This is a genomic window from Sulfitobacter sp. AS59, assembly GCF_038899995.1.
In the GTDB taxonomy this organism is placed as follows: domain Bacteria; phylum Pseudomonadota; class Alphaproteobacteria; order Rhodobacterales; family Rhodobacteraceae; genus Sulfitobacter.
In genome coordinates this window covers 1-15731 of the sequence record NZ_JBBMQK010000016.1, presented here as the reverse complement: position 1 = coordinate 15731, position 15731 = coordinate 1, and the positions used below count along the sequence as shown (strand labels likewise).

General features: G+C 52.8%; 11 protein-coding genes. 3 read left to right on the top strand and 8 right to left on the bottom strand.

The features are described 5' to 3' along the window. Positions 1 to 994: 994 nt before the first annotated feature. Positions 995 to 2023 carry a sugar transferase gene (locus WNY39_RS17670; RefSeq protein WP_342847682.1) on the top strand — a complete coding sequence of 343 codons (1029 nt, stop codon included), beginning with the start codon at positions 995 to 997 and terminating at the stop codon, positions 2021 to 2023. Then, positions 2010 to 3596, top strand: coding sequence for a lipid II flippase MurJ (locus tag WNY39_RS17665; protein WP_342847680.1), 1587 nt, complete (start codon positions 2010 to 2012; stop codon positions 3594 to 3596). The genes WNY39_RS17670 and WNY39_RS17665 overlap by 14 nt, the downstream gene beginning before the upstream one ends. Before the next feature lie 4 nt (positions 3597 to 3600). Here the strand turns inward: WNY39_RS17665 and WNY39_RS17660 are convergent, their stop codons facing one another. The 8 genes from WNY39_RS17660 to WNY39_RS17625 are packed head-to-tail and all read right to left on the bottom strand — an operon-like array spanning position 3601 to position 13785. Next, positions 3601 to 4488: a sulfotransferase gene (locus WNY39_RS17660; RefSeq protein WP_342847678.1), complete on the bottom strand. Its 888-nt coding sequence runs from the start codon at positions 4486 to 4488 to the stop codon at positions 3601 to 3603. 2 nt (positions 4489 to 4490) lie between these two features. After that, entirely contained in the window at positions 4491 to 5636 is a 1146-nt protein-coding gene (locus WNY39_RS17655; protein ID WP_342847676.1) for a glycosyltransferase family 2 protein, read from the bottom strand. Further along, positions 5633 to 6847, bottom strand: coding sequence for a glycosyltransferase family 4 protein (locus WNY39_RS17650; RefSeq protein ID WP_342847674.1), 1215 nt, complete (start codon positions 6845 to 6847; stop codon positions 5633 to 5635). Before WNY39_RS17650 ends, WNY39_RS17655 begins: the two co-directional genes overlap by 4 nt. Further along, complete coding sequence (locus WNY39_RS17645; RefSeq protein WP_342847672.1) at positions 6844 to 8223, bottom strand: O-antigen ligase family protein; 1380 nt, start codon at positions 8221 to 8223, stop codon at positions 6844 to 6846. The genes WNY39_RS17650 and WNY39_RS17645 overlap by 4 nt, the downstream gene beginning before the upstream one ends. Beyond that, positions 8220 to 9431 carry a polysaccharide deacetylase family protein gene (locus tag WNY39_RS17640; RefSeq protein WP_342847670.1) on the bottom strand — a complete coding sequence of 404 codons (1212 nt, stop codon included), beginning with the start codon at positions 9429 to 9431 and terminating at the stop codon, positions 8220 to 8222. Before WNY39_RS17640 ends, WNY39_RS17645 begins: the two co-directional genes overlap by 4 nt. Next, positions 9428 to 11068 carry a hypothetical protein gene (locus tag WNY39_RS17635; RefSeq protein WP_342847669.1) on the bottom strand — a complete coding sequence of 547 codons (1641 nt, stop codon included), beginning with the start codon at positions 11066 to 11068 and terminating at the stop codon, positions 9428 to 9430. The genes WNY39_RS17640 and WNY39_RS17635 overlap by 4 nt, the downstream gene beginning before the upstream one ends. A 30-nt stretch (positions 11069 to 11098) precedes the next feature. Next, the gene (locus tag WNY39_RS17630; RefSeq protein ID WP_342847667.1) at positions 11099 to 12469 is read right to left on the bottom strand and encodes a hypothetical protein; all 1371 of its coding nucleotides are present in this window, start codon (positions 12467 to 12469) and stop codon (positions 11099 to 11101) included. Beyond that, positions 12466 to 13785, bottom strand: coding sequence for a polysaccharide biosynthesis/export family protein (locus tag WNY39_RS17625; RefSeq protein WP_342847665.1), 1320 nt, complete (start codon positions 13783 to 13785; stop codon positions 12466 to 12468). The genes WNY39_RS17630 and WNY39_RS17625 overlap by 4 nt, the downstream gene beginning before the upstream one ends. Positions 13786 to 14277: 492 nt before the next feature. Here WNY39_RS17625 and WNY39_RS17620 point away from each other — a divergent pair, with 492 nt between their 5' ends. After that, positions 14278 to 15366 (top strand): glycosyltransferase, encoded by a 1089-nt coding sequence (locus WNY39_RS17620; RefSeq protein ID WP_342847663.1) that lies wholly within the window; start codon positions 14278 to 14280, stop codon positions 15364 to 15366. Positions 15367 to 15731 lie beyond the last annotated feature (365 nt).

Here is a 15731-nt window from a genome sequence, read left to right as displayed (position 1 = left end):
TGCCGTCGCCCGTCGACTTCGAAAACAGACAGCACAGTATCAACCAAGAAGGTGTCTAGGGAACTAGGGGCTATTCAATCGTCGCGTCGAACGGGTGCGATCCCGTTTCATTCTGACGATGGTCGCTAATAACCTGGCCTGACTACCAGAATTACTGGGGACATGAGCCTGAAGGATACGGCGTGGGTGTCGAAGATATCGGGCCCTTGTTAACGAGCGAAGAGCGGATACACCCCATAGGCAGAACAACGTTCCTGAGCGTCGACTACTTCAGCGGCCAGCTAGTGGCAATAATGTGCTTATCGTCTTCTAAGCCGCTTGCATCATGCCTTTTAGCGATTCGATCTTCTTTCGAAGATGCCCCCATTTTCTGCAGCTAGGTGGGAATGATTACCAAAAGAGAATCAATTCTAGATAGAGAAACGCAATCCGATACCCCTTAAGGGTGCAAAGTCGCGAGTAGTAGCGCCACAGTTTTGCCTAAAGAGTTTCAGATGCTGGTTGCGCTCATCTTATGCTTTCGTTGGGGTCGAGGTGCATCAAAAAAATCAATTAAAATAATAAGTTAGATCGGAAGATTGAGCATGAAGAGATGGTGTGTCTCGCAATAAAAACGCCTGATAACTAAGCAGAAACAGGCGGTAACAGGGCCGATAGATAAGATGGGCATAAAAAAGACAATTTTTTGCCATCTTTTGATAGCGTTCATTGCCAGCAACCGATACACTTTAGAGTGTTAGTATAACTCAAGCGCTTCTTAAGGTAATGGTCCAGAAAAGAAGCGATGCATAAAATTTTTAATCGGTAATAAATTTTTAATCGGCAATTTCGCCGACCGATAGCTGCGTATTAGTATCGCTATTGGCTTAAAATGAAAATCGGCGCGGCAACTTGCTGGGCCCCATAGATCCTGAAATTAGATCAGGACATTTAAATCTGAGCAGTTCAGCGCAGCGTCAGTCTGCATATTTTAGTTACTGTCGGAGAAACTATTATGAACGCTTTACCCAGAATCGGAATTGGTTTTAAACCAAAAAACCTAGCCTTATACCGGACATATAATTTTATCTTATCAGCAATGTTGCTGATTTTGGTACTTCCCTTACTTATCATGATTTCGACAGCCTTAATTGTAACGCAAGGTCCTGCGATATTTTATCGTGCTGAAAGGCTGGGAAAAGATCAAAGTGTATTTAAGATCATCAAGTTCCGCACACTTTGCAGCAAACGGGCCCAAGAATTAACCAAAGACCGGACGCTGCCGGTTGGTTCAAATATCGAAACACCCTTGGGCGGCCTTTTGCGAGACACACGGTTGGACGAGTTGCCTCAACTCGTGAACGTTCTTTTCGGACAAATGAACCTTTGTGGGCCACGCCCTGTCCGCGCGGAAATCGCGAATATCGAACGCGATCGGATTCCCGGCTACGATATGCGGTTTGAAGTAAAGCCGGGTCTTGTCGGTCCGACGCAAGCATACTTCGGTCACGGCACCAGCAAGCGGCTGCGTGCACGAATGAACAACAGAAACGTCCGACGCACAGTTTCCATCCGGACCGAACTTATACTGCTTGGCCAGATTGCATCTTCGATGATTGCTAGAGCCAGTCGTAAAGCGGTGAAGTCTGCATTGAAGTCAAGCACGCGCAATTTGCATTTATCTCGCCGTGTAATGTGGCTGGAGCACGACGAAGGTCGGTCAATTTCGCGAGTGGAAGAGATCGATGGGCATGAGGTCGTTGTGCCTGGCTTGCATATGTCTCCGGCTGATGACACGGCAACGCTGTGTGTCAGGCTAAAATCTGGAGGCTTGCGCAAGGCCCGTCTGAAACTTTGCAGTACAGAAAAGCCAGAAACTTTTGGTTATATGGCAGCAACCGATTTAGGCGATTTCGTTGTTGAGCGTTATGCATTGGACCGTGTTGTGGTGCTTCCACAGGTCAGCCAATGGCAGCACGCATCTGGCATGGTAAACGTCATGAACAGAGAGGAGCAGGCCAGAGAGAAAAATGTCTTCCTCTGATCAGGCCTTGGTAGCCCCTAAAAAACTGACAGGAACGGCGACCCGCGGCATATCTTTGATTGCCGCGGGGTCAGCGCAATTCGCAGGCCAGGCGCTTGGGATTCTCGTAGCGGTTCTGGTTTCATACCTTATTGCGCGGCGCATGGGGGTCGGTGCAGAAGCTGACGCCTTTTTGTTGGGGCGCCGACTTGTTACCAGCCTTACAGAAGCGCTGAGCCAAGTCGTTGGTGTAGTGTTCATTCCGCTTGTGGCTGCACGTGCAGCAGCTGGTGTAAGCCTATGGCGAATTCTGGGCCAGTCCGGAGGAGCCGCCTTGGCGCTTGGGGCAGCGCTTGCGACTGCAATCGCATTCACGGCATCTGATATTGTAGTCTCACTTGCGCCAGAATTCAGCCCAGATACCAAGGCGTTAGCATCGCAGGTCGTTGTTATTTTGGCCCTGTCTCTGCCCGCAACTGTCGCTGCAATGGCTTTTTCCGCATATTGCAATGTGCGCGGGCGGTTTGGTGCGCCGACGGTCATCCGTCAACTGCCAAGGGCTGCTGTGGCGCTTGCCCTCTTATTTGGCGGTGGGGCCCTCGCATTGCAGGCAGCTGCGGCCTACACCATCACGTTTTTTGGTGTCGCCACGCTTACGCTGATCCTTGCGTTTGGTATAGGCACACAGCACCAGACTGATATGCAAACGAAATCTGTTCCCACTGCAGTCGGGCGTCGTGGCGCATCTGCAATCCTTCTAACTTTTGGTGCTTTGGCTTGTATCTGGCTGGAAACAGCAGTGGCGGCGAGCCTCGGTTCGGGTTCGTTGGCTATGCTGGATTTTAGCCAACGGCTTGGTGCGCTTTGTGGGAATACTCTGGCGATGGCCCTTGCCCTAGTGGCCTTCGCCGATCTATCGCGGCGCGCGGCCGCTGGCGCAAAGGCGGACCTTGGGCGTCGGTTCCGTAATTCCACGTTGATCGGGATATCACTATTGGTACCGGTCCAGCTTGGATTTTTTTTGAATGCTGGCTCAGTGGTTGATATCATCATCGCGCATGATCAGATAAGCGCAGATACGATAGCGACGATGACCGAATTGGTGCGTTGGATGGCCCTCGCACCCTTGGGCGCATTTGTCGCGAGGATGATGTTGGTCCGACTGCTTGCCGAGGATGGCCTGCCTATCGTGCGCTTGGTCGGATTGGGTATGGCATTGGACTTTGGTTCCCGATGGTTGATGTTCACCGTTCTAACGCCAATACTTGGACTTGTTGGTATTCCGATCGCTCTTATCTTATCGCCAGCTGTGCCGGTCATTTTTCTTGCGATAATGCTTCGACGTCGACACGTGTATGCTGGAAGTGGCGCGTTCCGAGCAGCCAGACCGATGATGGCAGCAGCAGTGCTGGGTTCGGCAGGCATTCTGGCCGGAGCGGCTGCCGGGCCTTGGCTCTTTAGGTTATTGCAACCTTTGGCGGGCAATATCGAAAAGCTTGATAGCGTTACCCAGCTTTTTGCCTCGGGCACGATTGGATTGCTCGCATTAGGCGCTGGAATGAAGCTGTTTGGAGTAAAGCTACGCCCAAAATAGCTGCCTAAAGAGGGTCATAGCCGCTTTTCAACCAGACCCAATCCGGCCAATTCACATTCCGTCCTTCGCGCCGCCGCCGTTCGATTGCGGCAAGAATCCCAAGCGGCACAAGTCTCCCAATCCCATCACCGATTCCGATCAGTGTCCGATCAATGAGCGACATTTTTCTTGTACCTTTCCGATCGTGGCTGGTGTTCGGTGCAAAGGCGCTAACCAACTGGTCCGGCGAAATTCCAAGTGCTAAAAAATCTACAAGGCGGCGGCGACCAGCCGACGCATCCTTAACGAGGTCATCGTAATGGATCAGCAAGGCTTTTTTACAATGTTGCGCCGCAAAGCGAGTCAGTCGACGAGAATAAAGCGCGTTGACCAAAGCGCCGCGAATAATGTCCGCAGCGCGGACTAATCCACGGGACGGGCGGCGCCCGTAAGCGGCAAGTCGCGAAGCAATCAACGTTTGACTAGACCGTGTGAGGCACACAAACTGAGCCTCTGGAAAACGCTCGGCCAGTTCATCTGCCAAAAGAGTGTGGTGTGGCGATTTCTCTAGCCAGTGTGTATTGCCCTCGCGGGCGGCGACGGCATCCATAATAATTGCGAATACACCGGCGAAATCCTTGGCCCTGGCAAGTGCATCGTCCAGAACCGTCTGATCAAGGCCGGTGAGAAGAAAGTAATCTGATCGCGCGAATGCATCTTGGAAGCGACTGCGCGCATCGGGATCATCAAACGCACCAAAAGCCCGCGCGAAGTGCGAAAAGAATATGCTCTCATGCACACCGCGATGCTCTTGAGCTGCGACTGCTGCAACCGCACCTGAACCGGCTATCATATTGGCAACCCATGTGGTTCCGGATCGCTGTAGCCCTAGGATAAAAATCGGTACAGCCATGGTCAACCCTCCCGTGACGGCGTCCAGATGACGCTCGTGTTGCCCCTCGCGTAGCGGAAGAAGCCGACAGCCATCGCGACATGCGCCATCAAAAAGAACGATGCAATCGATGCAGGCTTGAACCGACGCACTTCGGATTTCGCAAGGGCAGTAATCGCGAGGGCGTAGAAAGTAACCTGAGCAACTGCCATAAATGTATAGAACCACCCCTGACCAATAAGCGCTAGGTTGGATAGAAACAGCAATACAAGAAACAAGGGGTTCAGACGCCTGACAAGTTTATGCGAGAAAAGCTGCCAAGCGTACCAGCCGTGCTTGAATGGATTCAGAAGATCCGCATTTGCCATCAGGCTACGCCAAGCGCGTTCAGAGGATCGAACCCTGCGACGCATTTCGCCGGATACACTTTCGGTCACAATTTCGGTTGTCCGGGCATTTGGTTCAAAAAGAAGACGTTTGCCCGCGCTTACGGCACGAACGGATATCATAAAGTCGTCCGTGCAGCCCGCTTGCGGCTCCGCAGCAAATTCACGGCGCAGGGCATAAACCGATCCTTGTGCAGACACAGCGCCACCCAAACGGTTTTCGGCCAGTTTTAGGGCTTGGTCATATTTCCAGAACAGACCCTCGGAAAACCCTAGTCCTCCGGTTTTCCCATTGGAGCCTTCGACCGTGATTTGGCCGCAAACGCCGCCGACTTCAGGATTTGCGAAATGGCGCAACAGGGCAACCAGGGTGCCGTCGGCCAACATCGCATTCGCATCCGAAAAGACGATAACGTCTCCTGTGCATCGCTCAAGCCCCTTACCGAGAGCCGCAGCCTTGCCACTGCGGCCCAGCTCCAGAACCGTTATACGAGGATCCTCCACCGACCGGGAAATTTCAGCAGTGTCATCGCTTGACCCGTCAGAAACCACGATAATTTCAACTTCGGAGCCAAGGGAGTCGAGCCCCAAGGTATTGTGTAATTTGTCGCTGATCACGGCCGCTTCGTTGTAAGCCGCGATGAGAAAGCTGACCTTGGGGGGAACCCAGTTATCGGGAATTTGTGGGGTCGGCCTGAGGCGGGACAGCAGTATCAGGATCAGGCCGTAACCGACGAAACTATAAAATAACGTTATCATCGATAACCAGAAGATATAATTCATTTTACAGTCTCCTCCATTAAGGCAGCGAGTTTGCGGGCATTGTCTTCGACGACGTATTCTGAGGCCACTCTATCCCGACCACGCGCGGCAATTGTTGCGGCACCATTCCAATCTGCAGCGATCTTTTGAATAGCTTCCGAAATGGCTTTGGAATCTTCCGGCTGTGTCAGATAACCGGTGACCCCGTCCTCGACGAGTTCCGGAATACCTGACAGTGCGCTTGCAATTACAGGAATTCCATGGGCCAACGCTTCCATCACCACGACCGGAATACCTTCAATCCGTCCTTGGCTACCGACGATCGATGGGACGACCGCGACGTGTGTGTTTTCAAATGCCTTAGCCACGGCTTCGGCGGGTTGGGGGCCCTCGAACTGAATCCGATCCTCAAGTCCAAGCGCGTAGGCCTGAGCAGACAACTCATCAGCCAAATCGCCACCACCGATGATACGTGCGGTCCAGTTTAGTTCTGCAGGCAAAGCCGCCAACGCATCGATCAGATAGTTGACGCCCTTTTTCTTGATAAGCGAACCAACATAAAGAATTCGAAGCGGTCCGTTGATTGACGGGGGCGGCCCGTCTTTTTCAAGCAGGCTTCTGGTCACGCCGCAGCGCACTAGCCTCAGCTTGTCTGTCGGAAAACCACGCAACTCATTTAGAAACGAGATGTTATAGCGGCTAATTGACCGCACAAACGCGGCCTTCTGCGCCTTCTCGACGAGAAGCGCTTGCGATACGACAATGTCATTGGCATGCGCTGAAAAACTGAAGGGGATGCCCGCCACCTCTGCGGCAATCATCGCCGCCGTGGCCGGATGGCCGGCAAATTCGCCATGGATGTGGTCCACCCCTTCGCGACTGCACCAGCGTCCAACTGCAAGTGCTTTTGGAAGAAAAAGCAGAACTGCAAGACCACGTTTTGGTTCGGAACGGTGCTCGCGTACGATTTTGGTCAACAATCGCCCAAGCCGTCTAGGTCCGGTCACTGCCTCCATCATCAAGGTACCAAGCGCTTTTGAGGACCCGTAACCATAGGTGAAAGCACGATCCACGAGACCCGTCATAAAATCATGGACGATCTCGCCATCTCGAAATGGCTTGATGTGAAATATCCGCGCGTCGTGCCCCAGATGTTCGTACTCTACGACATTGCGATAGGCGAATGTTTCGGTGATTTTTGGAAATTCGCTCACTACGACCAGAATTTTCATCGGATTCGCTCCCGTTCATTCACGATAAAAAGTGCAGTCGAAATACCGGGAAGAAGCCACGTGTATTTGGTGTATTCGTTCGGCAGAAAAAGGCTCGCCAGCAAATAGGCTGCGATCGCGTAGCTAAGCGCCACGGCATAAACGCGCAGCGCTTCGGTGGATGGTATACGCGACACGGTGCGTAATTGTTTGAACGTTAACACGAGCATCGCAAAGAAGGGGAATGCACCGAGCAATCCGTATTGCACCACCACAGAAAGATACATGTTGTGAAGTTCGCGCCCTAGAAGGGTACGACCCGGCAAATATCGGTACTCGATGTTCGTGTAGTGATGCACAAAATTGCTTGGTCCAACCCCGAAAAGAGGATGGTGGACAAAAAGGTCGATCCCGATGACGTTATAGGTAAAGCGCCGCCCAAGAGTAGGGTCGCCTGAACCGCTCATCAGTGATGACAACCGCTCCCAGTATTCGATGGGCACGAAGGGAACAAGAGCCAGTCCCACGCAGAAAGCACCCGCCGCGCCCAAGGGAAGATATCTCCAGTGATGGTACCGCCAAACCAAAGCGAGACCGATGATGAAATATGCCAAAGCAGCAGACCGCGCAAAAGACAGCACCACCGCCGCGGTTCCAATGCCCGCGATCATCAGCAAGCGCCATCGCCACACAGGGCTTTCAAACGAATGAACCAAGGCGAAAATCACGCCAACCAACAGCATAGAGGCTGCCGTCGTGGGGTTATAGTCTGAACCACCTGACGACCGCGTAACGCCTTCTGCGGTCCGGGCGGTCGTCGCAGCATCGGACTGCGCTACAAGCTGGACGCCCAATGTGACATCCACCAGCAGGATCATTGCCGATACAAACGAAGACCCGACAAGTATCCAGAGCATGATCACGACCTTGCGCTTCGTATTGGACAGAATTGTCACCAGCATCAGCAAAAGGATGAGACTTACAGAACTTATCACCGAAGAAATCGCGCGCCCTTTGTCTTCTGCGCCCGCCATCGAAACCAATGTCATCAAGAAGAAGACGAGCCCCATGACAATGACCGGATTACGCATCACGCTATGGAATTGTTCACGAAAACGAATACTGTTCGCCAAGACAGCAAGGGTCAGGGTCGCGCCTACCAGTTTGAAAAAGGAAACCGGCAGGAAGCCAAAAAAAAGCTTCTCTACAGCGTCGAGTTGAGAAAAGGTTGCCAAAGCTGCGACACCCAAGAATGGCTGCACAAAAAGAGCGATGCCACCCGCGATTGCAAAGCCTAGTCCTAAGGCTAAAGGTGCCAGTCCTGCGAGCCCTGCGATTAGGACGGCGAGCCCCCCTACAACGGCAATTACGACTGTTCCTAATACCAGTGCGCTCATGATACCGGTCCGTAACCCGGACGACCAAAGCGACGGCTACGTATGCGGGCAGCCAGCACGACAAGAAAATGCCAGACCAGTCGGCCTGATGCCGAATTGACGCGTGCCCGAAGTGCAAGCCCTTCCAGCCACAGAGGCCCCCTACCAAAGGCCCTGTCGTGGATATGAACACGGCTAAGGATCGTGGGATCCTCTTCGGGGCGATTTTCCCCGCGCCCGCCGGTAACGGCCACAAAGCCCGCTTCTTTTGCAGCCGCGACACTCACAGGGCAATATCGGTCAAAGGGCCAGGCAAAAATTACGACATCTTTGCCCAGAATTTCGCCAAGCTCCTTGCGTGATCGGTTCAGTGCATGACCAACCCTCTGTACATAGGCAACTTCGGTTTCGGTTTCTCCGTCGTTCCACCAGCGCCCTGATAGCGCTGAGTCATTTTCTGGCACCATTTCTCCAATGAAAAGCGGTGGTGGCGGCGTCTCAGCTTCAAACCAGCGCGCCTTGTTTTTGCTGTCGTAGGCCCAGGCCAAGGGGGCATGGCGAAGCCAATTTGCTTCTGTCAGCTGCTCTACTGGTTTATCTGAGATAGGGACTCTGGCATGGTTCACGCCATGCGCCTCAATATCGAATAGGGGGTCAGCATCCATCAGGCTCAGTTCGGCAACGGTCATGTAACCGGTCCAATCTGCTGGACCCAGCTTATCGTTATCTTCCCTAATCGCCTTGCCTTGCTCAATGAAATCCAAAGACGCAAAAAACGTGGCTGGCATTGAGAATTCGCGCAGGATAGGCGCGGCGAAAACAAGGTTGTCTAGATAGCCATCGTCAAACTGCAGAACTACTGTTTTGTCATTGATCCGCTTTCCAGCCTGCCGATCCCTCACGATGTCTAATGTGGATTTAACAGTCCAGCCACCGTTTTTCAGCGTCTGTAGGTGGCATCGGAAAACCTCTGGCCGAACACTGGTATTTGTTGACCATGGGAGCCAACTCGCATCGGGCGATATGCTATGATAAACAAGGATCGGGACGCCACCAGGCCGGTACAATACAACCAGTGCCGCAACCAAACCTGCCAAGCCAACAGAGAGCCCTATCCAAGTATTAGACGCGGCCAGCACCCCACCACCTACAATACCGCTAAGTGCTAAGATTCCTGCGCTAAGAAAGGCACGCTTGCGTCGCCGCCGTCTTTCGCCGGGCAGGGTCATAGAACCACTGCGAAATACGCTTCCGCCCCCTGTGCCAGTTCTGATCCGCTCATGCGTTCAACCTCTGTAGACTCCGCCTCTCCGGCAGCAACGCCGACCAGAATAGTTCCGCCCTGATAGGGTTCCCAGCCCGGCAGACGCGCGACCTGGGGGAGTGCCACAACCGCCAAGGGGGAGGCATCTGTGCGAGGTGCAAATAGACTAACGGCAGCCTTAACTACATCTTGCATCGCGGTCACATGCTCTTTCGAGCCTATAGCCGTCACGTAAATGTACTGTTCGGGCCAATTCTTATGCCCTTCGGTTAATAACCGCCGGCTCATCATTTCGCCGAATTCTTTCAACTCCCGGCCTGGCGCTGTGCCATTCTTCAGAAACCGGCGGGCTTGCGCTGCCATTTTCTGCGTCACGGTTGGTAGGGCGCGAACCGCAACCGCCTGCCGCAGATCTTCGGATGTGCGGATACGGTTGTTCATGACATCGAGGATGGCAATGGGTGCAAGCAGCAGAATACCGCCCAAAATCGTACCGACAATCGTATTCACGAAAACCTTTGGAAAGGCCGGATATGTTGGTATTCTGGCGTCACTGATGATTTCGACCTGGTTCATTCGCGCCTCCCGGGCAAGCGAAGTTGAAAGTCTCTGGGCTCGAAGCTCTTCCAAATCGCTTTCGGTTTCCTGAATCTGGAGATCAAGCTCCCGCAACGCGGTTTCAGTGCGATCAAGTGACCGCAATTCTGCCTCGTTACTCTCCAACGCTAACGCAAGCTGGCTGACCAAATCTTCTGCTTCGATCACTTGCGCATTCAGGTTTGCAATTGCAGCCTGCTCAACGCTGCTGGGTTGCGCCAATTCAGATTGAAGCCGCTCGATCACGCGTTCTGCATCGGTCAGCTTTTTAGTAGTAGCAATGCGCTCGGCCGATAACAGCATCCTGCCGTCATCCACATTTTCCGACGCCAACTGTCGTTGCAAAGAGCGGCGCTCTTCGATCTGTTGGGTCAATTCGGCGGTCTTTTGTGACTGTAAGGTATCCAATGCCTTATCAACGCCAATTGCATCTTCGGAAAAATCCAGGCTCGCAGTTTCGATGAATGCCTGTGCAAGGGCGTTCGCGGCGCGGGCCGCTAGTACAGGGTCATTATAGCTGATTTCAATCGCCATGATGTAGGATCCTTCGACTATTTCAACGTCAGTCGCCGACTGGATGTCGCTGATTAGGCTCTCGCGCGGTGGAGCAGGAATAAAAAGCCCGTAGTTTGCCATGTTCCAAGTTCTCCACAGTTTTGCCTTGAACTGCGCCAAAGTATTGGGGGGCTCTGTGGGAAGGCTTCCGCCACTCTCTTCGATCAGGATGTCGAGCGCGCGTTCGGCGACCTGCCGACTTAAGAGCCGCTCTATGTGAGTCTGCGTAATAATGGCGGCGGGGCTAAACTGGGTGACGCCCATAAAGGCCCTGTTGAACATCAACGCCTCATCCGAAGGCTTCATGTTGAGTACAACTCTGCTTTTGTAAATAGGCATGGCCTGCAAAAGCAGAAGACTTAAACCACACGCCAAAGCTCCTGTTCCTATTACCCCAGCAAGAATTGTCATTCGAAACTGGCGCATAAGGTCCAGATAGTGTTTCAGCATGATAGACTGCCTTTTGTAGGAGTTGATGAACTAGGGCCCTAACAAGGCCAAAACGTTACTACCGGCCACAACCAATGCGTCGGGGTGGCATCCTGCGGCGTCGGAATTCAATCGCCCCCTGCCAGCATCCTCCAGGCAATAGGCATCTTCGCCATTCTTTGATGCAAAATTACGCACGCTTGCGGCACCGCTGTTCCAGCCAATCTGGACCTTGGTACCATCACTGCGTCGCAATTCGTAAAGGTCGGGGGCTACCTTTACGGCGGATGTGCGGGCATCCAACAGCTGGGATAGCATCCGGTAGGCAAATACACCGGGTTTGGCCGTGCCATTGCTTTTGTAAAGCGCGGTATATCGGTTGCCATAGGTACTGCCCGAACTTTCCCCTAATCGAAACCACAGGCAAAAGCGGCCGCCGGCGGCAAGGACACCCAAATTGCGATCAACCACTGCTAAAAAGTGGTTCTCAGGTGAATACTGATCACCATAGTCAAGCGAGGGCCCGCCGCATTCTGCGGAAAGGACTGGCTTGTTTGTAAGGTTGCGGATCATAGATATCCGCGCGGGGTCACGGTTTTCGGGACCGTAAAGATGAACGTCCGCTATGTCATAAGGACTATTATTCAAAACCGGAATGACCCGCTCGTCTATAACTTGAGCGATTTCGCGACTGCGCATTTGTAGGACTGTAAGAACGGTTTCGGAGTGCTCACTCCATTTCTGGCGTACAGTGAAATCATGCCCGCCACGCGCCACCAAATATACATCGAGGTTAAATGCAGCAATGCCGCCAAGAACAAAAATTGCGTTTGGATCCGCAGATTTAACTGCATCAGATGTCAGACGAATATAGCTGATCAGTTCATCGGTTGAACCAACCCAGCCTCCAGACTTGTTTGTGTCACTGATCCATTCGTTTGCTGCCTGCCAATAGCGAACCGGACTATGAAGACCCGGGGCATCATTCTGACCATCGCCGTCATATCGCTCTACCACGGCGTTTACGAAGCTTTTCCATTCGGCTGGATCACGAGGGCGCGCATTCTTAACTGCCCGCGTTTCGGCAACGGTGCCCCATTCGGCGTTCGATTCAAATGTCAGAAAGGGATCTATCCCCAAGTTCTGAAGTGCGACCACACGCCTGTCCAACCCAGACCAGCTGAATTGGCCCGGCCTAGGCTCGACGAGTTTCCACTGCACTGAAATTCGAACGACACCGATACCAGCCTGTGCGATCAGGGGATAATACCTGGTCTTGTCCCCAGGAAAGGCGAGGCCGAGTCGCGGGTTTGGAGTTGCTGCTATCTTAGATAGCTCAATCGACTGGGCTTGGGCAGATATTGCCGCTTGAAACACCAGAAAAGTAACCGTTATCAAGCCTGCCAAGCGACCAAACTTCATTGGGTCACCCGCAATGTTGACGGAGCAAATTCGACCAAATCAGGATCGTCAATCATCACTTCCACCATATCACCTGGAAGGACCAAAGTATCTAAAGAGGCATCAATTATCATAACTTCATCGCGGTTACGTCTGCGGATGTGGTACCGCGTCTCAGCACCGGTGAACGAGGCCGAGGCCGCGGGATCGCCGAAAATGGACACGAAACGCTTTGCAAGTTCCATATCCGTTCGAAGCTCTGCAATCTCGGCACTGTTTGCGGCTAGCGTCTCAGCAAGTTCACCTTTCCGCTGGGCCGTCGCTAGTTTTTTGCTTGCTTCAGCATCTGACACCTTTTGGCGGGCAGCCACTTCTAACGCGACCGCCTCCAGCTCGTCTGCACGATATCGGTCAGCAGACAATCGAAGATCAAGCGACCGCTCAGATCGCGCCAGACCGCGCTCGACCAGTCCTTTCTGAACCTCCAGTTCTTCCGTAGTCGCGGTAACTTGGCTGCGAATCAGATCACGGCGCTCGGCATAAGCGGCTGCTTCGTCCTTGGCCAACACCCGATTTGATTCTTCGGCAGCAAGGCGAAGCGAAAGCTGCTCTTCACGTGCCGCCCGGAAACGGGACTGCGCATCTAGCGCGTCCTGCGCTGCGGCGCCCAGAGTTGCTTCCGCTTCGGGAGGAATGGAAATCTGATCGCTTCCGTCGCGTTCAGCCAAAAGACGGGCGCGTTCCACCAACCGCGTCGAAAGCCGCGATTGCAGCAACGCATATCGCGCCATTTCGGATTCAACCCGCATCTGCGTAGGCACTGTGTTAGTCTCGCCTCTAGCGGCCACTCCACCGGCAAGGGCGACAACACCGGCAACATCCAGACCAGGCCTGAAATCATAGGCACCGGGTGAGGCGATTTCGCCCCCGACAATCACAGATCGATAATCAACCACCTCTAAGGTGATGGAGGTAGACCCCTCGAAAACGTCAGAAAATTGGCGTTCAAGCTCGGCCTCAAGCTCAGCTGGAGTTTTACCTTCGGCCTGGACACTACCCAGTAAGTGAAACGAAATAGCTCCATCAAGCCGAACTCTATATTGCCTTGTCAATTCGGGACGAGACATGACCGAAATCTCGACCACATCACCTGGGCCCAAATTGTAAGACTCGGCCGATGCCGGTTTCCCGTCCAAAATAAAGGCAAAAAGAAAAGACAAACCACAAAGTGCTAGAAAAATGCGCACGGTGAATCTCAATATAATGTGTAAAATATTATTTTGCTCATGACTTTCTGGAAATGTCAAGTAATGTATTAAGGCGAACTGCTTTTCCACCGGGCCATCGTTATACTGACGATAGATCTGGTCAAAAAGAGATCAAAAGACAGCTTCGGGGGTAGTGTGTTCAAATAGCTGAAGTGTAATCCTAGCGGATCAAATAGCCAGTTATAGGCTCTTTGCGCCACCTCATTTCATCCAGCAATTGCAAAGCCTTTCGACGGTGATTTGAGCCTAAGAATCCCATAGGAGAGGCGGCGAAAATCAACTCTACGATATAGAAAGTATGACTTGGGCAATGTGGCAAAGACAAGATCCCTAAGATCTTTTGAAAACCAGACAGCGAAAGGTTTCACTTTTCTATAAAACTGTGCAGCATGCCACCAATCAATTACCTTGACGCGTTCCAATTCAAATTTTTATCAAATGTTCTGTTACCGATTCAACTTCATGGTACAGTTACTAGGGATACCTTATAAATTAGAATCGTAACGGATACTCCTTTTTTCGCTGATTTTGTCCTGAAAACTCTTTTACGGAGTATATTTGATGCAAAAGAAAGTAGCATTTTTCCTTCCGCATTTTGGCCATGGAGGAGCGGAGGGCGTTGTACTTAGCCTTTTGAAATCGATGGACAGAACGCGCCACAAACCCGTTCTTGTGCTTCAGCGGCGACGAGGTGAACTTCTGGATCGCGTGCCTGATGACGTAGAAGTACTGGCGCTCAAGCGTCCAAGGCTGCCCGGTTGCGTCAGCGAGCTTGCGAAGCTGTTAACTCGAGAAAAAATTTCATTGGTGGTGACACTCACCAACGCGAGCAGTCTGTATTCGGTGCCCGCCGCGCGCCTTTCGAAATTCCATGTCGCAACCCTTGTGACCGAACACACCCCGCTGGCCGGTTTTCTTGCTGAAGCAAAGCTGCGGCGTTTGCGGAAGGCCGCGATTCGATGGATCTATCCTCACGCGACACTGACGGGTGGTCCGATTGAGGAGATAGGTCTGGAGCTTAGCGAGATGCTGGGTCGTTCTGCGCCGCCTTACGTGTACCTGCCTAATCCAGTCGTAGATGAAGTGGGTGCCCTACGAGCCCCGTCCCAGACGGGACGTCATATTGTCAGTGTTGGGCGTCTAGCGCCGGAGAAACGTTTCGACCTGCTGATCGGAGCGTTCGCTATATTGCGTTATCACATGCCCGACGCGCGGCTGACAATATTTGGGGAGGGGGCAGAACGTCCCGCTCTTGAGGCCTTGATCGCCAGGCTTCGCTTTGAGGGAGCGGTCACTTTGCCAGGCTATACGTCGAACTTGGACAAGGTGCACAAGTCGGCTGATATCTTTGTTTGCACCTCTCGGCGCGAAGGCCTTGGCAACGCGATCATTGAAGCGATGGCGCGTGGGGTTCCGGTCGTAAGTGTGGACTGTCCATTCGGTCCCAGACGGCTTTTGCGGGGCGGTTTAGTGGGCTGTCTTGTGGACAATCATTCGCCTGCAGCTATCGCCGAGGCAATGGGCCATGTCCTTGCCGATCAGCATTTACGGGCCGGTTTTGCTGAAGCGGGGCTTGAGGTGGCACGGAACTACGAGACCACCAAAGCGGTAGCCGCTTATCAGGCCGCCTTTGATCGCGCTTTGCTGTAAGAAGGATGAAGAGGCAGGATTAGCTTATGGGATGAACTGGCTTCCGACCAAACCGCTGCTATAGTGGAGGACATAGGTGGAGAAAGGAGCATCTGTTAAACATCAAGGTTTTGGGAATTGATCCCGGCAGGACCGCTTGCAGTGTTTCAAGACTTGACGAAGCAGGAGCAGTCGTGTTCCCCAAACACCTCCAGGGGCATCGACTGCTGGACGTTCTGCATGGGCTTTCACTCTGTGTTGTTGCGATGGAGGCCTGTGGCCGCGCACATCACATCAGATGCTTTCGTCTGAGATGCCCCTAGTTTCCTAGACGCCTGCTTTGTTCAGTTTTAACTCTCTTGCTTCATAGTCAATCGGTGACAGCA